At 49.7% G+C, this 20,142-nt stretch carries 12 protein-coding genes; all 12 read left to right on the forward strand.

The annotated features are described in order from the left end of the window. The first annotated feature begins 37 nt into the window (after positions 1 to 37). The 12 genes from EJQ19_RS18180 (at position 38) to EJQ19_RS18235 (ending at position 20,080) form a co-directional block, all read left to right on the forward strand. The gene (locus EJQ19_RS18180) at positions 38 to 2,227 is read left to right on the forward strand and encodes a discoidin domain-containing protein (RefSeq protein WP_126142655.1); all 2,190 of its coding nucleotides are present in this window, start codon (positions 38 to 40) and stop codon (positions 2,225 to 2,227) included. 58 nt (positions 2,228 to 2,285) lie between these two features. Beyond that, positions 2,286 to 3,485: a family 16 glycosylhydrolase gene (locus EJQ19_RS18185; RefSeq protein ID WP_126142656.1), complete on the forward strand. Its 1,200-nt coding sequence runs from the start codon at positions 2,286 to 2,288 to the stop codon at positions 3,483 to 3,485. Positions 3,486 to 3,725: 240 nt separating this feature from the next. Next, entirely contained in the window at positions 3,726 to 4,607 is an 882-nt protein-coding gene (locus tag EJQ19_RS18190; RefSeq protein WP_126142700.1) for a carbohydrate ABC transporter permease, read from the forward strand. A 16-nt stretch (positions 4,608 to 4,623) separates the two neighbouring features. Then, positions 4,624 to 5,457: a carbohydrate ABC transporter permease gene (locus EJQ19_RS18195; protein WP_126142657.1), complete on the forward strand. Its 834-nt coding sequence runs from the start codon at positions 4,624 to 4,626 to the stop codon at positions 5,455 to 5,457. Positions 5,458 to 5,564: 107 nt separating this feature from the next. Beyond that, positions 5,565 to 6,926, forward strand: a complete 1,362-nt coding sequence (locus EJQ19_RS18200; protein ID WP_126142658.1) for an ABC transporter substrate-binding protein — start codon at positions 5,565 to 5,567, stop codon at positions 6,924 to 6,926. Positions 6,927 to 7,062: 136 nt separating this feature from the next. Next, a complete protein-coding gene (locus tag EJQ19_RS18205) occupies positions 7,063 to 8,865 on the forward strand; it encodes a cache domain-containing sensor histidine kinase (protein WP_126142659.1) in 1,803 nt (600 codons plus the stop codon). Continuing rightward, the gene (locus EJQ19_RS18210) at positions 8,858 to 10,447 is read left to right on the forward strand and encodes a helix-turn-helix domain-containing protein (RefSeq protein WP_164716607.1); all 1,590 of its coding nucleotides are present in this window, start codon (positions 8,858 to 8,860) and stop codon (positions 10,445 to 10,447) included. Before EJQ19_RS18205 ends, EJQ19_RS18210 begins: the two co-directional genes overlap by 8 nt. A gap of 182 nt (positions 10,448 to 10,629) precedes the next feature. Next, positions 10,630 to 15,759 carry an S-layer homology domain-containing protein gene (locus EJQ19_RS18215; RefSeq protein WP_126142661.1) on the forward strand — a complete coding sequence of 1,710 codons (5,130 nt, stop codon included), beginning with the start codon at positions 10,630 to 10,632 and terminating at the stop codon, positions 15,757 to 15,759. A gap of 238 nt (positions 15,760 to 15,997) precedes the next feature. Beyond that, complete coding sequence (locus EJQ19_RS18220) at positions 15,998 to 17,569, forward strand: spore germination protein (protein ID WP_126142662.1); 1,572 nt, start codon at positions 15,998 to 16,000, stop codon at positions 17,567 to 17,569. Positions 17,570 to 17,584: 15 nt separating this feature from the next. Then, a complete protein-coding gene (locus EJQ19_RS18225) occupies positions 17,585 to 18,685 on the forward strand; it encodes a GerAB/ArcD/ProY family transporter (RefSeq protein WP_126142663.1) in 1,101 nt (366 codons plus the stop codon). A 7-nt stretch (positions 18,686 to 18,692) separates the two neighbouring features. After that, a complete protein-coding gene (locus EJQ19_RS18230; protein ID WP_241242970.1) occupies positions 18,693 to 19,865 on the forward strand; it encodes a Ger(x)C family spore germination protein in 1,173 nt (390 codons plus the stop codon). Then, the gene (locus EJQ19_RS18235; RefSeq protein WP_126142664.1) at positions 19,862 to 20,080 is read left to right on the forward strand and encodes a hypothetical protein; all 219 of its coding nucleotides are present in this window, start codon (positions 19,862 to 19,864) and stop codon (positions 20,078 to 20,080) included. The genes EJQ19_RS18230 and EJQ19_RS18235 overlap by 4 nt, the downstream gene beginning before the upstream one ends. Positions 20,081 to 20,142: the final 62 nt, after the last annotated feature.

The following is a 20,142-nucleotide window of genomic DNA, read 5'->3' on the forward strand; positions in this document are numbered from 1 at the left end:
TGTTTTGCCAATTTCATTTGAGGAGGAATTAGGAGTCATGATCAAAAAAGTGCTTGCGGCTGTTTCCGTTGTAAGTTTGGCAATCAGTTTATTGCCTGTGTTCTCCGGCATTTCCAAAGCTGCCTCGATCAGCGACGCAAACACCACGATGTTCGGGCCGAATGTGTATGTATTCGACCCGACGATGCCGGCTGCCGATATCGAGAGTCTGGCGGGCACCATTTTCACCACACAGGAGAAGAATCAGTTTGGCTCTCAGCGGTACGCGCTGCTCTTCAAGCCCGGCACATACAATGTCAATATTCGGGAAGGCTTCTATACGCATATTGCCGGATTAGGGCAAAATCCCGGGGATGTGAGTATTACCGGAGGACTGAATGTCGACGCCAAATGGGCGAATGGCAACGCGACGCAGAACTTTTGGCGTTCCATTGAGAATCTGACGATAGCGCCGTCGAGCGGCAAAATGAGATGGGCTGTCTCGCAGGCTGCGCCGATGCGTCGCGTTCACGTCAAAGGCAATTTGGAATTGTTCGACTTCGATGCCAACTTCAATGCCGGCTGGGCCAGCGGCGGTTATTTGGCGGATTCCGTTGTAGACAATAAAGTCACACCAGCCTCGCAGCAGCAGTGGTTCAATCGTAACAACCAATATGCGTCTTGGGGAGGCTCTGTCTGGAACACAGTGATGGTTGGAGATGCTTTACCGCCTGCGGCGACGTTCCCGGATCCGCCCTACACGATTGTCGCCAATACCCCTGTCGTGCGTGAAAAGCCGTATCTGTACGTCAACAGCAACGGGCAATATAACGTCTTCGTTCCTGCGCTGCAAACGAATACCAAAGGCGTCAGCTGGGCCAACGGCCCAACGCCGGGTTCCTCGCTCTCCATCGATCAGTTCTATATTGCCCGCCCGGAAACGGCGACAGCCGCGAGCATTAATGCTGCGCTGAATCAAGGGAAGCATCTGCTGTTTACACCGGGCATCTTCCATCTAAATGATACGATTCGTATCAACAATGCGAATACGGTTATCTTGGGTATCGGCTTGCCGACTCTCATTCCGGATAACGGGAAAATTGCGATGTCGGTGGCCGATGTCGACGGTGTGAAAATTTCGGGCCTTCTCTTCGATGCCGGCCCGTCCATGTCACCGTCGCTGCTGGAAGTCGGACCGACGGGCAGCTCGCTTAGCCATAGCTCAAATCCGACGATTCTACAGGATCTGTACTTCCGGGTTGGCGGCGCAGGTCCAGGCCTCGCCGACATCGACTTGAAGATCAACAGTAGCAATGTGGTTGGGGATCACTTCTGGATCTGGCGAGCCGATCACGGCACCGGCAGCGGTTGGGGCGTGAACGACTCCAATTACGGGCTGATTGTGAATGGCAATGACGTGACCATCTACGGCTTGTTCAATGAGCATCACAACAAGTACCAGACGCTGTGGAACGGCAATGGCGGACGCACCTATTTCTACCAATCGGAAATTCCGTACGATGTCCCGAACCAGTCGTCCTGGATGAGCAAGAATGGTATGGAGAACGGTTATCCCTCCTATAAAGTCGCGGATGGCGTCACCACGCATGAAGCCTGGGGGCTTGGCGTGTATTCGTTCTTCCGAGATGCGGCAGTCAAGCTCGACAGCGCCATTGAGGTACCGGATGTCACCGGCGTCAAGGTGCACCACATGACGACGATTTGGCTCTCGGGAACAGCGGGCAGCGAGATTACGCATGTGATCAATAACAATGGTGGCCGCGTCTATGCGAATTCGCCAAGCACTGCGATGAGGCAGACCGTTGCTGAATTCCAGGGCGTCGGCACAGGCACCCCCACGGCGTTGGACCGCACAGGCTGGACGGCGACGACCTCGCCGGTGAACAGCACGCCAAGCAATATGCTGGACGGCAATATGTCCACCCGCTGGACGACGGGGACGGATATGGTGCCTGGCCAATATTTCATTGTCGATATGAAAGCGGCCAAAACTTTCAATCAATTGACCATGGACTGCACCGGCAACAGCAAGGACTATGCTCGCGGATACCAGGTATTTGTGTCCAACGACGGCACCAATTGGGGCAGCGAGGTCGCCAGCGGAACCGGTACGGCCCCGCTCATTAGGATTAATTTTGCCTCGAAAACAGCACGTTACATTAAGGTGGTCCAGACCGCTACGGCAACCAACTGGTGGTCTGTTAGAGAGTTTAACGTCTACAACTGACGATTCATGAAAGCGAGGTAGATACCATTTGAACAAACGAAGGTGGTTCATCATCTTATTGTTATTAACAGTTGGCCTGATGCCGGTACATTCCGCGTACTCGGCACCGAGCGACAACTGGCAGCTGGTGTGGTCGGATGAGTTTAACGGAACGAATGGCTCGGCCCCGGATTCCACCAAATGGAGTCTTATCGATCAAGGGGGCGGGTTCGGCAACAGCGAGCTCCAGTACTATACTAGCCGTAGAGACAATTCGTATCAGGAAAACGGCTCGCTGGTCATTAATGCCAAGAAAGAGAGCTATAGCGGGCAGTCTTATACGTCGGCCAAACTTATTTCCAAAAATAAAGGCGATTGGAAGTACGGTCGTTTCGAGATACGCGCCAAGCTCCCGCAGGGGAGAGGCATGTGGCCGGCCATTTGGATGCTGTCCACAGATGGTGTGTACGGCGGCTGGCCGAAGAGCGGCGAGATCGATATTATGGAAAATCGCGGGGATGTCACCGATAAAGTTTCCGGTACGATTCACTACGGCAACGATTGGCCGAACAACTCCTCGTCGGGAGGCAGCTACTTCTTGCCAAGCGGACAAACATTTGCGGATGCGTATCATACGTTTGCTGTTGAATGGGAAGAAAATGCCATCCGCTGGTATGTGGACGATGTGCTCTATTCCACGAAAACGGGATGGTTTACACCTTCCGCTGCTTATCCGGCACCGTTTGACCAGAAGTTCTATCTCATCCTGAACTTGGCGATTGGCGGGCCAAACACACCGTTTACCGGGAAAACGAGTCCTGATGATTCAGCATTGCCGCAGAAAATGTATGTGGACTATGTGCGCGCGTATACGAAAGCGGCCAGCGGCTCAGCACTCGACCGCACAGGCTGGACGGCGACGACCTCACCGGTGAACAGCACACCAAGCAATATGCTGGACGGCAATATGTCCACCCGCTGGACGACGGGGACGGATATGGTGCCTGGCCAATATTTCATTGTCGACATGAAAGCGGCCAAAACTTTCAATCAATTGACCATCGACTGCACCGGCAACAGCAAGGACTATGCGCGCGGATACCAGGTATTTGTGTCCAGCGACGGCACGAATTGGGGCAGCGAGGTCGCCAGTGGAACCGGTACGGATCCATTGATTACAATTAATTTTGCACCGAAAACCGCGCGTTATCTGAAGGTCGTGCAGACAGGTACGGGAACGAACTGGTGGTCCGTTAGAGAGTTTAACGTCTACAATTAGTCAAGTATGCGGCGCAGCTTTTGGAAGATTCGAAGCTGCGCTTTTTCCGCTGCGGGTTCCGAGCGGGATAGTAGTCAAATATTTTGAAGAATAGTCAAATCTGTAACTTTTTTTTTGCCTCGTAAAACAGTTTAATAAGACTATCGTTAGCGCAGAAGCGAGACAGCTATTTTAACAAGAACACAGAGGTGAGACATCGTGCTGAAAACTGAAACAAAACCGGCCTTCTCTCTTCGTAAGATGAAAGGCGAAAAAAAGGAGAATCTGGCGGGCTACATCCTTGTGGGGCCGATGCTGATTGGTTTGATTATTTTTACCATTATTCCTACGTTGCTCTCGCTGATTCTCAGTTTTACCGACTGGAGCTTCATTGCAGGATTGGACAAAATGAAATTTACCGGATTTAAAAATTACTCTTTGCTGATGGATGATCAAGTGTTTCTGAAATCGTTCCGCAACAATCTGGTGCTGCTGCTTGTCGTGCCGATACAGCTTATTCTCGCGTTAATTCTAGCGGTGCTCATAGATAAGTATGTGTACATGAAAAGTTTGTTTAAAGTGATTTTCTTCATGCCCTACATCTCCAGCATTGTGGCGGTGGCGATTGTTTTCCAATTGCTGTTCCATCCTTCCTATGGACCGATCAATCAAGCGCTTAAGGCACTTGGAGTTGCCGATCCGCCCAAATGGCTGGCTGACATGCACTACGCGCTCCCCTCCGTGATGTTCATTCTGGTTTGGATCGGCATCGGCTTCTGCATGATTGTGTATATGGCGGCGCTGCAGGCGATTCCGAAGGATCTGTATGAATCGGCGGATATGGATGGGGCAGGGCTTTGGACCCGATTTCTGCGAATCACGATGCCGCTGGTATCGCCGACGACCTTCTTTCTGCTCGTTACGGGATTAATCAGCTCGTTCAAATCCTTCGATATTATTAAAGTGCTGACGAATGGTGGCCCCTCTTACTCCACATCGGTGATTACGTACTATTTATATACGACGGCCTTCGAAAATTTGAAGACGGGCTATGCCTCATCCATGGCATGGATTTTGTTCGGCTGCGTGCTGCTCATTACCGTTATTCAGCTTTACGGACAGAAAAAATGGGTCAATTACTAGGTGTGGAGGCAGGTTTATGGAAACAACAGGGAAACTTGGGAGGATCATCGTCACGATTCTTCTGCTGATCGTGGGAGTAGCGTTCCTGCTTCCTTTCGTATGGATGGTGTCGGCTTCGATGAAACCGGAAATCGATGTGTTCAAATATCCGATCGAATGGATTCCGAAGCATTGGCAAGCCTATCAAAATTATCATGAGGTCTGGTCCGGCGAGCATCCATTTATGCGGTATTACTGGAATTCGATTAAAGTTAGCGTATTGACGACGCTGATTTCCATGGTCGTATCCAGCATGGCCGCTTACGCCTTCTCCCACGTTGATTTTAAGGGGAAGCAAATCTGGTTCGCGGTCGTTCTGATGACGTTTATGATTCCGAGCTCATCCATTATCATTCCGCAGTTTATGATCTTTAAATGGCTTCACTTGTTCGACACGCATCTTGGACTTATTCTGATCGGTTCCTTCAGTGCGCTGGGGACGTTTATGCTTCGGCAGTTTTTCCTCGGCATTCACAGAGAATACTTGGATGCCGGGCGCATCGACGGGGCAGGTCAGTTTGTCATTTTCACTCGAATTGCCCTGCCGCTTGTGCAGCCTGCCATCGCCACTTACGGCATTCTGCGCTTTATTTGGACCTGGAACGACTATCAGAATCCATTGATTTTCCTGCGAAGCGATGTTCTCGCGACCGTTCAAATCGGCATCCAAAAGTTCTCTTCCGAAAGCGGGGCGTATTATTCGCTCATCATGGCCGGTACGGTTTCGGCGATCATTCCGCTGCTCGTCATTTTCGTTATCGGGCAAAAACAGGTGATTGCAGGCATTGCCCTCGGAGGCGTCAAAGGGTAAAAAAAATAGCGAAGAAGTAAAGATACAAACTTTGAAAACGAAATGGCAACTGCTAAGGTTATGTGGTAGAGAACACAAGCTTGTCTATCTAAGGGAGGTATATAATCATGAAAAGAAAATGGTTGTCTGTTTCTGCGTCTTCCATCGTTATCGCAAGCCTGCTCGCAGGCTGCGGCGGCGAAACCGGTTCCAAGGCTGAACCCACCAAAGGGGCTGATCCCGTCGCCTCCACTTCGGCCAGTCCGGCCAAGCCGGTTACGATAAAATTTTTAAACTGGGAGAAAGCCTCGGTGTACCAGCCTGCGATTGACGCTTTTGAGAAGAAGTACCCGAACATTAAAGTTCAATACATGCCGCTTGTGGAGAATGATTCCAATGAAACGCAGAAAAAGATCGATATTATGTATGCATCCGGTGAAGACTTTGACGTATTCTCGCTGAATTCCACTCCGGATTTCAGTAAACGAGCAACCAGTGGTATGCTTGAACCGCTTGACGATTATTTGAACAAAGAAAACGTGAAATATAGCGACGAATATAAAGCCGAGCAAATGAAAGTTGATGGGAAACGGTACTCACTGCCGGGCAAATTTGGGCCATGGTTTATCTTGCTGAACAAGGCGCAGCTCGATGCAGCGGGACTTGCCGTTCCGAAGAGCTGGACGTGGGATGACTTCCGCGATTATGCCAAGAAACTTACGAAGGGCGACGGTCCGACGAAGCAGTATGGTGCGTTCATGCACACCTGGAAAGATTATTTCTTGCTTAAAAAATACAGCTTGCCGAAAAATCAAGGCATTATGACAGACGATGGCACGGCGCTTGATGCGGATAATCCCATGATGAAAGCTTCGCTTGAGCTGCGTTACAATATGGAGCGGACGGACGGCAGTGTCCGACCTTACCAAGACGTCGTCACACAAAAAATTCCTTATCGCGACGAATATTTCCAAGGCAAAGCAAGCATGCTGCCGACAGGCCCATGGATGATTGCCGAAGCGGGAGGCACCGATAAAATCCCGGCTACGTTCGTATCCGCCTTTGCTCCTTGGCCGACTAACAACAAAGGAGATGAGAATTATTCGTTCGGCGGAGCGGACTCGCTGGTGATCTCCTCGAAGTCGAAGCATAAGCAGGAGGCGTATCAATTCATCCGTTTCCTGTCTACGGAAGGAATGGGGCTCACGAAGCAGCTGTCGGCCTGGAAAAAGGCGGATGTTAACAAAGAGCTGGATCAAATTATTTCCGCAACGAAGACCCCGGATAAGATTGATAAAGCTTCGCTGATTAATACGTTGACCGTATCGAAGCTTCCCGATCCTCCGATTGCCGTCTCCTATTTTGCTGATATTGAGAAAGCGTACATCGCCGAGGCTGAGAAATATTTGCTCGGTACGACCGACATTGATACGACCATGAAAAATATTAAAACCAATTTGCAAAAAATTATTGACGCCAACAAGAAATAACATGAGGTGGAAGAAAGAGGGTGCCCATACGGCATCCCTTTTTTCGTGAAGTATATCTGAATCGGTACGGATGTGATACACTCCAGATAGACAAGCCTCTGTTTAACTATGTTACAGAAGGAAGGGGGAGCACCGGATGAACAGGCCTTCCTTTAGTTGGCGTCAGAAGCTGATCACCATCTCGTTGTTGTGTTTGGTGATCCCGTCCATTATGACGCTTGCGCTCACGGGGCTGTATACCAAAAACGAACTGACGACCAAAGCGTCCGTTAAAGCCGAGCAATCGCTGGAAGTGGCCGACTTGTACATTTCCAATATTGTCAGGGATATGCTGAATGCCTTTAACATGCTCCAATATGACAGCGAATTCATTACCAATCTGAGGCTCGCGTCGAACAGCTACGACAACAGTAAAGGCAGTCAAGTTGACTTCTTTGCCTACAAGCCCGTGGCGGAGAAGCTGGAACAGCTCACTTTTTTTGGTGGGAAAACGTATGTCACCATTGTGCTGCCGAACGGCTTGTACTTTTCCAACTATTCTACCTACCAGAACGATTTGTCGTCGTTATACAAAGAAGCGTGGCTGCAGCAGATGGCGGGCGACCCGGTCAACACGACCAATTGGATCGGCGTTCAAAACAATTATGTGCGTTCCGATAGCGAGCGGTTTCCGCAGCTGATTACCGTTGTTCGGACCATTCGGCTGTATGCCAATGCATCCAATGCCTATATCATTATCAGCAAGCCGGAGCAGCAAATTCATGAGATCTTTAGCAAGTATGCGGAAGATCAGACCATGATGCTGCTGGATGGGTCGGGGACGATTGTTTCCCATGCCAATGTTCATATGATCGGCACCAAGGTTCCTTCAGCAATGCTTACTACCGGCTTGACGGAGAAAATGGCATGGAACGGCGGGGAGTATATTGCCTATAATCATCCGCTTTCTTTTGCCGAGTGGAGCTTGCAAAGCTTGACGCCGTACTGGGTTGTAACCGGCAACATCGGCAATTTTCTAAACGATATTTTTGTATTTCAAGCGTTGTTTTTCGTCTTGTTTTCTTTCGTCCTGCTCTACCTGCTGCGTCAGCTGACCAAACCGATCGTGCAGTTGGTCAAGACGGCTGTGCGCGTTGAACTCGGGAATCTGGATCAGCGTTCGTTGGTTACCGGACAGGATGAAATCGGACGTCTGGGCTCGTCATTCGATCGTATGCTGGACAAGATTGAGGACATGATCCGTCAAATTGAATGGGAGCAGGGGCGGAAGCGAATGGCGGAATTGGAGGCGCTTCAAGCACAAATTAATCCCCATTTTTTATTCAATACGCTCAACTCCATTCGGCTTCAAGTCAGGATGAAGGGCGAGGTGGAAATCGCAGAAATTATCAGCTCTTTGTCCACGGTTCTTCGGATGACGATTAATCGAAATAATGAATACATTACGCTGCACGAGGAATCGAATACCATTCAGCAGTATATGAAGCTCATGAATTTCCGGCATTTGGAGAATGTTGAGCTGTCCATTTCCCTGGCTTCGGATACGCTGCTTGCGATGATTCCCCGATTTACGCTGCAGCCGTTGATTGAAAACGCCTATCTGCACGGCTTAAAGCAGAAGCACGGGCATATTTACTTAAGCTCTTGGAAGCAAGGACATATCTTGTATATTCGCGTAGAAGATAACGGCATCGGAATGACAGGGGAGCAGTTGGCCGATGTTACTTCGATGCTCACAGAAACCGGACAGCCGGGAGACGATAAGAGAGAGCGATCATCTCGCATTAATGGCATCGGATTAAGAAATGTGCATGAGCGTTTACGCATTATTTATGGGGACGTCTATCATATGGAAATAGAAAGCTCACCGGGTCAAGGAGTCAGGCTGACGCTCCGGCTGCCGATCACATTCCACAAGGAGGCAAATGAACATGCATAGCGTCTTGTTGGTTGATGACGATGTAGCGGTTTTGCAGTTTTTACGAATGATGATTGTTTGGGAAGATCATCAACTGCAGCTCGCAGGCACCTGTACAAACGCACAGGACGCGCTGCAAATTTGCCGGACGTCCATGCCGGATTTGATCGTAACCGATATTGGCATGCCGGGCATGGATGGCATCGAATTTATTAAAGCTGTTAAAGCCATAAGTGCAAGGCCACGGTTTGTTATTTTATCCTGTCATGATGATTTTCGGTATGCGCAGCAGGCAGTTCAAATCGGTGTTGAGGATTATGTTCTGAAGGAGACGCTGGAGCCTCAGCATTTGATTGAACTACTTGCCAAAGCGAAGTCCAAAATGGAGAAAGAAGATGAGCGACAATTCGAAGTGCGCAATCTTCATCTGCAAGTGAACCGGAACAAGTCTGCGGCCAAGGAGAAATGGCTGCGCGATCTTCTCTCCACGCCGGTATTAGAGGATCCCACCTGGATCGAGCGTTTGGAGGATTTTGGCTTGCATCCGGTTCTGCCTTATTTCATTCCGGTTGTCTGTCGGCTGCATCGGTTCCGCCATGCGCTCCAACGCTATGAAAGCGAAGACACGGTCAAGTTTATCGTCGAGAATGCGGTCGAAGAGCTGATGGCCGCCGATAAGGATAAGGTTGTTTTCAGCTATTCTGCCAAAGAGTTCTGTCTCTTGTTCAACATTCGGAAAGATTTGCGAATCAATCCTTACGACCGCATCGCAGCGCTGTGCAAAGATGTTCAGCACAAGCTGACGCAAGTTCTCAAGCTTCCTGTCTCCATGGTACTGGGGGAAATGGTGGGCGATCCATCGAGCATCAAGAGGCAGTATGTTCACTTATTGCAAGAATCAGAGGGGTTGTTCTATGCTCGGGAGCCGGAGTTTGTGAAAAGCAGCGAGAACAGCTATTCGTTAGCGCTCGAGGAAGATCCGCTTGCGTATTATTATGTGTACGCCGATCAGTTAAACCGCTTTGTGCTTGACGGGAATGCTGATCCTTCCACGGTTGTAGCGCCGTTTATCCTATTCGTGACCCAGCATCGTTATCCGCCCAAATCCGTTAAGCAATTCGTATTCAAGCTGGTACTCGATATGATGTTGAAGCTTCGGTTCAATCAGCAATATACGAATGAGAAGCTGCAGAGAGATTTGGATCAATTGGCGAGCATCGGCGAGCTTGAGGAATGGTTGACGCGGTTTGTCCAAGATGCAGCTGGGCTGATGGAGCAGATCGCTCAGCAAAGCAAAAAGGTGGAAATCATTGACGCCCAAAAATATATTCAGCGCCATCTGGGGCGGAAGATTACACTGGAGGAAGTGGCAGACCATCTGCACTTGAATCCTAGTTATTTTAGCCGCTTATTTAAGAAGGAAACCGGGGAAACGTTCATCGAATATGTAACGCGCATCAAGATGGAGCGGGCCAAGGAGCTACTGAACGGGTCGGATAAAACATTGGAAACGATCGCTCATATGTTGGGATACGAGAGCAAAGGGTATTTTGTCAAAGTGTTCAAGCAGCATTACGGCGTTGTGCCGAGCCGATTTGTGTAAAACGTGTGGAAAAGAAGTCAGTCGCTTTGTTGGGGCTGGCTTTTTTCTGTCGTGAGAGAAAAGAAGTCAAATTATTGCGCAAAGTAGTCAAACTAGCGACTTCGCGCTCCTATTATCGAATGGTAGTATAGTGTGAAAGCGCTATATTCAACTGTAGACAACAAGATATTGGAGGGAAAAGCATGTTTAAAAGGAAACTGTCAGCCATGCTCGCGAGTGCGCAGTTGCTGAGCCTGCTCATGGGTTCGACCGGAGCTTTGGCATCCGCGCCAGACGACCCATCAAACGGAGGCGCAGGAGCGTCGGTCACATCCGCGGTATATGCCGCAAACTCGACATCAAGCTCCATTACATTGGCGTGGCCGGCTGTTCCTGGGGCGGCGGGATATAACCTATACCGTTCGCTTACCAGCAGTGGGACTTTTACCAAAGTGAACGGTGCCCCAGTTGCTGCTACGACTTATTTGGACTCGGGCTTAACAGCCAATGTCCGATACTTCTATAAGGTTACATCGATCAGCGGAGGCTTGGAATCGGATGTGGACCAGGCTTCGATTTTGACACAGCCTGATTTTGGCCCGAATGTGTACATTTTTGATTCGCTGACGCCTCCTGCAGATATTCAAAGGACGAGCGATAATCTGTTTGCAATTCAGGAGCAAAATCAATTCGGTCAAGAGCGCTATGCGATGCTTTTCAAACAGGGCTCGTACACGACCAATATTCGATTGGGCTTTTACACCCAAGTCGCCGGCTTAGGGATGCTGCCCGACGATGTTAACTTTACTGGCGGCGTTTCAGTCGACGCCAACTGGCTGCCGCCGCACAACGCGACCCAGAACTTCTGGCGCTCGGTTGAGAACTTTGCCGAGACGCCGTCCGGGGGCAACATGCTGTGGGCCGTTTCGCAAGCGGCATCCATGCGGCGTGTGCATGTAAAGGGCGGTCTGACCCTCCACGATCAGGGAGGCTGGGCGAGCGGAGGCTATTTGGCCGATTCCGTGGTCGACGGCAACGTCGTCCCTGGCTCGCAGCAGCAGTGGTTCTCCAGAAACAGCCAATGGGCCAGCTGGAACGGTTCCGTGTGGAATACAACACTGCTTGGCAATGTCAATCCGCCAGTGGAGAATTGGCCGACCAACGCGTATACCGTCATCAACCAGACGCCGGTTGTTCGGGAGAAGCCTTTCCTGACCTGGGATCAAGCGGCCATGCAATATAACGTGTTTGTCCCTGATGTGAGGATGAATGCCAACGGGACAAGCTGGGGGAGCGGGACTCCGGCGGGGACGGCGATCTCCATCGAGAATTTCTTTATTGCGAATCCGGCCATGTCCGTCGACTCCATCAACGCCGCCCTTGCGCAAGGCAAGCATCTGCTGCTGACGCCAGGGGTCTATCATACGAGCAAGCCGATTGAAGTGACGAATCCGAATACCGTTGTGCTCGGTCTGGGACTTGCCACGCTGCATGCTGACAGCGGCAATGTTGCTCTGAAGGTAGCGGATGTGGACGGCGTAAAGATCGCCGGTCTTCTCTTTGAAGCCGGGGCGACAAATTCACCCGTTCTCTTGCAAGTCGGAGCGAAAGGCAGCACAGCCAATCACGCCGCCAATCCGACCTCTCTGCAGGACTTGTATTTCCGCGTTGGCGGAGATGCGCTAGCTTTAGCCGATGTTTGTGTCGAGATCAACAGCAATAACGTGATCGGCGATCATTTCTGGGTATGGAGGGCGGATCATGGAACGGGGGCCGGCTGGGACTCGAACTTAACGACCAACGGCATGATTGTAAACGGCAATGATGTCGTGTTTTACGGGTTGTTCGTCGAACATTTCCATCAGTATCAGACGGTATGGAACGGCGAGCGCGGAAAAATGTACTTCTACCAGACTGAAATCCCGTATGATGTCCCAAATCAGGAGCGATGGATGAGCAGTGGTGGCACAGTCAACGGATATGCTTCCTATAAAGTGGCCGATACGGTGACTTCCCATGAGGCTTACGGCCTCGGATTGTACTCGTTTTTCCGAGATGCTGAGGTTAAACTGGATCGCGCTATCGAGATTCCAGATGTACCAGGTGTAAAAATTCATCATGCTACAACTGTCTTTTTGGGCGGTATGGGCGAGATTACGCATGTAGCCAATGCTGCGGGCACGCCTGTTAAAAAAGGCACAATGCGGACGACATTAAACGACTATGTCCCGAGAACTACAAGCGGCATTCAACCTGTTGTGGCCGATACGTATGCAGGCAAGGCGCCGTTCTTGCCGGAAACGGTAACGCAGCAGTTCTCGGACGCATCTTCCAAGCTTGCGCGTGTGACCTGGCATTCAATCACGCCGATGCAATTTGCAGCTCCGGGAACGTTCACGGTTCAAGGCGTTGTGGAGGGAACTACGGTGCCGGCGCAAGCCACCGTTACGGTGTATCCTGCGCCGAATGCTCCCGTTACCGGGATTATGGTTGGAGGAGCCGGAAATGCGACAACGATAACCGCCAAGCACGGCACGCTGCAAATGCTCGCAGCAGTATCTCCGGCGGGTGCCGACAATTCGTCGGTGACTTGGAGAGTATTCGACACCTATGGCCAACCGACGAGCAAAGCTTCCATCGATGCGAATGGATTGTTAACCGCCGCCGATAACGGTACGGTGAAGGTCGTCGCATCGGCGAACGATCACAGCGGCGTCAAAGGCGAGGCATGGATTACCATCACAGGGCAGGTTATCAAGGCTTCGGGCATTACCGTCACAGGGGCGGGCAACACTTCGCTTGTGGCGCTCAAAGGCGGCACTCTGCAAATGAGTGCGGCAGTCGCGCCGGATAACGCAGATGATCCGTCTGTGACCTGGTCGGTCGTCAATCCGGACGATTCGGCCACGACGAATGCGAGCATCAGTACGACCGGGCTGCTTACCGCCAAAGGCAACGGCGCAGTCAAAGTGGTTGCTAAGGCGAACGATGGCTCGAATGTTACCGGAAGCATGCTCGTTACCCTGATTGGCCAATCGGTCAATCTCGACAGCAGATGGAGTTGGGTCAGGGAGAGCGCAGGCTCTTGGGCGCTTGATCCAAAGAATGGAAATGTGATGAAGCTGTCGACCCAGGAAGGAACCTGGGGCTCTTCGAGCAATTATCCGAAGGGCGTTCTCTTGACGGACCCTGGCACAGCAGGGGATTTCACGATCACCACGAAGCTTAAATTTGATGCCAGCAAAAGTTTTGAGTGGGCAGGGCTTATTGTCTACAAGGACGACAAAAATTTAATTTCGTTTGGACGCTCCGCTGTGAATCAGCTGCGTTTCTCGCAGGTGAGCAACGGCGCGCAAACGGAACCTAATATAGCCGATCCGCTGATCGGCAGCGACATCTATTTGAAAATCCAGAAAGTTGGCACGACGTATACGGCTTATTACAGCGCCGATGGCCAGACTTGGACCCAGCATGCAAATACGTTTACGATAAATCTGAGCAACGCGAAGGTCGGTATTTTTACAAGAAAACTGAATACCGCCATCGCTTCTAAAACGGCAGAATTTACGGACTTCAGAATTAACGGAGTGACCGTTCCTTATTGGAATCCCGTCTCTTCCGTTAGCGTGGCATCGGCAGGGGGATTGACCGAGATTACGGCAAAAGGCGGTACGCTCCAGATGGCGGCTGATGTACAGCCTTCGACTGCAGCGAATAAGACGGTTTTCTGGTCGGTGTATAACCCGGACGGCGCGGTGCTGACAAGAGCGACCATCAATGCGAGCGGCTTGCTTGTCGCGCAAGGGAACGGCTCGATTCAAGTCGTCGCTACGGCTGCGGACGGTTCGGCGGCTCAAGGCAGCATGGCCCTCCAAATCTCCGGGCAAACATCGGTTTCGGCCATTGCCGTAGCGGGAACTGGTGGACGAGATGCGATTCAGACCAAGAGCGGAACGCTTCAAATGGTAGCGGACGTTGCTCCATCCGATGCTGCGATCCGGACGGTTACGTGGTCGGTTTATAATCCGGACGGGACCGAGACGGATCGGGCGTCTATCGATGTGAACGGTGTATTGACCGCGTTGAAGAACGGTCAAGTGAAGGTCGTTGCGACTGCAGACGACGGTTCGGGCGTGAAAGGTGAGGCCGTAATTGCGATTAGCGGTCAGGAGCTTGTTTCGCCGCCAGATCCAATAACGCCGAGTTCTCCGGCGGACACTTCGCCAGTCGGTTCGGTTCCTTCCGTGACATCAAGTCCGATGGAGATGCATGACGGCAAAGCGGTGGTTACGTTAACGAATGGAAGCAAGGAAGCGATATTAACGGCGCCATCTCTGCAACTAGCAGGCGATCGTCCGGTAGAAGTTAGAAATGGCGGAATTGCCGTATCCATTCCATCAGCGGTTATGCAGCAGTTGGTAGGCCAGGTTAACGGAGACGCCAATCTGTCGGTGAAAGTGCGGATCGACGCCGTACCGGCGGCGGATTCCAAGTCAGAAAATGCGACTCTCAAATTTGGCGGACACGTCTATGATTTATCTTTGACTGTCACCGATGGCAGCGGCAAGGAAACGAAGCTCGCTTCGTTTAAAGAGCCGGTTCAAGTAGTGATTCCTTATGGCAACAGCCAGTTCGATGAAGAGTTGATTGCCGCGTATCTCTATGATGAACAGTCAAACAAATGGCAATACATCGGTGGTCACAAGGATACGATCGGCAAAACCATTACGTTTGATACACCTCATTTCAGCAAATATGCCGTGATGGAATACAACAAATCGTTCAACGATGTTCCAAAAAATCATTGGGCGTATCGCACGCTGCAAGTACTCTCCGCTCAGCAGATCGTAACGGGCATAACCGACACCGAGTTTAGACCTGAGGGTACTACAACCCGTGCGGAGTTTGTGACCTTGCTGGTGAAGGCGCTTGGCCTCAAGGGAAGCAGCGCAGGGGTACAGTTCGAGGATGTTTCTGCGAATGAATGGTATGCTTCGGATATTCAGACAGCTTATCGTGCCGGACTGATTTCGGGTATCTCTGCTCATGAGTTTGCTCCGAATGCACCGATAACCCGGGAACAAATGGCATCACTGATTGTGCGAGCTTATGAGCATATCCATGGGGTTCAGGATGTTTCCTCGGACCATGTGACAGCTCTGACGGATAGCGGCCAAGTATCGTCATGGGCGACGGTGGATGTCAACAAAGCGATCGGGATCGGTTTGATGCAAGGTCAGGGTCAAGACATTTTCGCAGCTCAATCCCATGCGGTTCGTGCGGAAACGGCTCAAGCCATTCTCAATATGCTGAAAAAGCTGAAAACATGGTGATTGCTCCTGCACAAGGCAAAGCCCCATCATCCTCGGATGATGGGGTTTTCTCGTTAGTTGGCTGCCCATTGGCGGCAACGCTAATTTTTCAAGGGGTTAATGGAAAAAAATGGATGTACATTCGTCGCCGTCGGTCTTAGCTTTTTAGGTTCCATTTTTTTGCATAAAAACGCATTAAATTAAGAAACCTAGAGGAGAGACAGCATTGGGAAGGATTTCCTCGGAAGGAAAGTAGTTCATGATTAGAAAACTCAAAAGACTTGTGCAGAAAAAGGTTGAAAAGGAACATCAGGGATCCTCACTCCCTAGTGAGCAGCACCCGTTGTTTCCAGATCTGAGCGACAACCTGCAAGTATTTCAGTCGATTTATTCGAAATGTGCCGACGTTATATTCCGAACTTTTGTCATGAGTGATGACTCCCAAATGGCACTTATTTACATCGCCGGCTTGGTGAATTCAAGCGGTATCGAAGAAATGGTAATAGCCCCCCTTATGCGGCTTGGCGAATCTGAAAGGGTTACGATCAAGCAGATCGAGGAGAATAAAATTTTTGTAGCCCAGACCAGCCCTGTCGTGACGTTCGAGCAGTGTTTGGATGCCATATCGACCGGGCTTCCAATTTTGCTTTGCCATAACGAAGCAGCCGGACTATCCCTAGGGTTAAATAAATGGGAGCAACGGGCCATTGAGGATCCGATTACTGAGGTCACAATCCGTGGTTCGCGAGAAAGCTTTACCGAAACGCTGGTAACGAATCTATCGCAAATCCGGCGTATCATTAAAAGTCCACGGCTCAAGATTGAAATGCTACAAATTGGAGAGTATACCAAGACAAAGGTGGCGATCTCCTATATTGAAGACCTCACTGACGAAGCTCTTATTCAGGAGGTTAACGATCGACTGTCTCGCATTCAGATCGACGGAATCTTGGAGAGCGGGTATATTGAGGAATTGATTGAGGACAATCCGTATTCCCCTTTTCCGCAGCTGCTTTCAACAGAACGCCCGGACGTTACCTGTGCAGCCTTGCTCGAAGGGCGTGTTGCGATTTTTACGGAGGGATCCCCATTTGTATTGATCGCACCTACAACGTTTCCTGCCTTACTGCAATCGGCGGAGGATTACTATCAACGGTTTTGGAGCGGGACTGCAATTCGCTGGCTCCGTTATACCTTTTTTTTGATTTCGCTATTTCTTCCGTCCTTGTATGTCGCTGTGCTTACCTATCATCAGGAGATGATCCCCGGCAATTTGATCTACAGTATGTCGAGCTCCCGGGAATCGGTTCCTTTCCCTGCATTCGTTGAGGCGCTGATCATGGAAGTCACGTTCGAAGCGCTGCGTGAGGCTGGGATACGGCTTCCCAAACAAGTGGGCGCAGCAGTCAGCATCGTCGGAGCGCTCGTCATCGGTCAAGCTGCAGTTCAGGCCGGGCTTGTCTCTGCACCCATGGTCATCGTCGTAGCGATAACCGGTATTGCATCTTTTATTATCCCAAGGTACGCCTTGGGCATTTCCATTCGGCTATTGCGATTCCCAATGATCTTTCTGGGAGGGACTTTAGGCTTGCTTGGTGTTATGCTCGGATGTATTGCCATGTTGATCCATTTGAGCAGCCTTCGTTCCTTCGGAGCCTCGTATCTATCTGCCATTTCGGCGGCCAATTCCGATGAGCTTAAGGATGTTTTAATTCGCGCACCGTGGTGGAAAATGGATATCCGGCCTCACTTTACAGGTGAGTATAATAAGTTTCGCAGTGCAAGTGATCTAAAACCGGGTCCCGAGCAGGATGACAGTCGCAATCCATAGATGAGGAGGCCATTCATGTTAAAGGCTGAGAAAATTTCCCCTTTCCAAATAGCGCTAATCATGCACCCGGTTATTCTGGCTACAGGCTTTCTGGCCTTACCGACGATAACGGCACAGTATGCCAAGAATGACTTGTGGATGACTAGCATTATCGCCTTTATTCCTGGAATGGTTGCGATTTTATTGGCATTAGCGCTTCATAAGCTTTATCCAAAGATGACGATTTCTCAATATAGCGAACAGATTGTTGGTATTTGGCCCGCTAAATTGATCAGCTTCATCTATTTTCTATATTTCATGTCTAGTACAGGCATGATTCTGCGACAATATGCTGAGTTTGTATCCGGCAACTTTCTGTTTAACACACCATTAGCTGTCATTATAGGGACGATCTTGCTGCTTTCTGCTTTTGCGATAAGGGGTGGAGTGGAAGTGATCGCTAGATGCGCCGTTATTTGCACGTATCTTTTTATTTTGCCTTTGTTCTTTTTAGTTTTCCTTGCGCCCGACCTGGATTTCAGAAACATATACCCCATTCTCAGTCACGGGGCAGTTCCCATATTAAAAGGTTCATTAACGCCTCAAGGTTGGCTTTCTGAATTTTTTATCATTTCTTATTTTCTGCCTAGTGCAAGCCAGCCGGATAAAGTAAAGAAATGGAGTATCATCTCACTTATTGTGGTGGTGATCAGTATGACTTACGTCAATCTGATAACCTTATTTTTGCTTGGACCTGATCTTCCCAAAAAAGTTTACCCCATATTAATTGCAATGCGGTATATTAGCCTCGCCGATTTTTTCGAAAATTTAGAGTCTGTGTTACTTGCAATGTGGGTATTAGGCAACTTTGTGAAAATTTCAGTCTTTTTTTATGCAGGAGTGATCTCCTACACGCAGATGTGTAAGTCGTCGGATTTTCGACCTACCGTTTTTCCATTAGCTATTTTGGTTTTTTTGTTCTGCTACTGGGATATCCCCAATTTTCCTACATTAGCGAATCATAATAAACTTGTGGCTCCTTTTGAGCTTTTCGTCGTATTTTTGGCGATACCGTTTGTCCTGATGAGCATTGCCTTCCTTCGTAAAGGCAGGAGGAGGGGCTTGCCAAATGAGTAAGCGACTGGTGAACGGCCTGCTCCTCTTCATTCTTACCCTCTCGCTTACCGGATGCTGGGACCGAACTGAACTTAACGATTTAGCCATTATCACGGCGATGGCCATCGATTCAGAAGAGGACAAGCAAGTTAAAATAACGATTCAGTTCATTATTCCGCAAAATCAAGTAGGAAGTATGTCAATAAGCGGTGGTAGTGGAGGAGGCAAACGTACAACTGTGCGTATGGCGAAAGGCGTCGACATCGCGAACACACTAGCAAATCTTCAACAGATTCTTCCGCGTAGGCTGTTTTGGGGGCAATGCAAAACCATTATTTTCAGCGATTCACTAGCAAAAGCGGGTCTTAAGGAACACGCCGATTATCTGGTGCGACAGCCGCAGATCAGAGAGCGCGCTTATGTATTTGTTGCGAAAGGGAAAGCTTCCGAAGCGCTGCGTTTGATTCCGCCGTTGGAAAGAAATTCGTCAGAGGTTGTTCGTGAGCTGGCGAAAATGCCAATCAGCTATGCCGTTACCGTCGAGCAGTTTAGCATCATGCTAAACTCAAGGACCAAGGCACTAGCGCTTCCGCTTATCTATATTTTACCTCCAGTCGATCCTAAGGAGCCGACTCAAACGATTCCCTACATCAAGGGAACCGCTATCTTCAAGAACAATAAAATGATCGGTGAAATATCGGAAATAGAAACCCGCGGTCTCTTGTGGATAAAAAATCTAATTGAAAAATATACGATTACGTTCAAACTTCAAAATACCGACACACTGATCTCTCTTACGCCTGTAAAAGCCCATGTGAATCTTCTCCCCTCCTTACATAACGGTCAATGGAAAATGACAGTGAAAGTAAAAACAAGCGGGGATATCGTTCAAAACGGGTCCATGCTGAATCCGACGGATCTGGCTTTTTTGACAGAGTTAAACCACCAGTTCGAGGAGGAAGTCAAAGGCCGGATCGAATTCTCGGTACAGGAGGTTCAGAAGAAATTCAAAACGGACATCTTCGATTTCGCCACTGTTTTTTATCGAAAATACCCGAAACAATGGGAAGAAGTAAAGGAAGAATGGAATGAGATTTTTGCTCATATCGAAGTGAATGCTGAGGTCGACGCACATATTAACAGACCGGGTCTCGTCAATTGGCCTAGCGGAGTTTCAAATGAGGAGGTTCAAAAACAATGAAATGGTCCGTTTTCATACCTGTTGCCGCGGCTTCGCTCTGCATCATCTTGTTGGAATGGCCGAAGTTGAAGCAAAAACCGATGAAGGATAAAATCGCTTTTACCGCAATCCTGTTAGCGGTCTTGCTGCTGTCCATGTTCGACTTGCCTAAGACACCTGGTCCTATAAGTTTCTTGAATGCGGTTTTTGCGCCATTTAAGCCGCTCGTTGAATAATAGCTTGGACGCGTAGTCAAATCATTTTTGCACTAGCTTATTAAAGGTAAGTTCATCCGTAC

Source organism: Paenibacillus whitsoniae, assembly GCF_003955665.1.
Classification (GTDB): domain Bacteria; phylum Bacillota; class Bacilli; order Paenibacillales; family NBRC-103111; genus Paenibacillus_E; species Paenibacillus_E whitsoniae.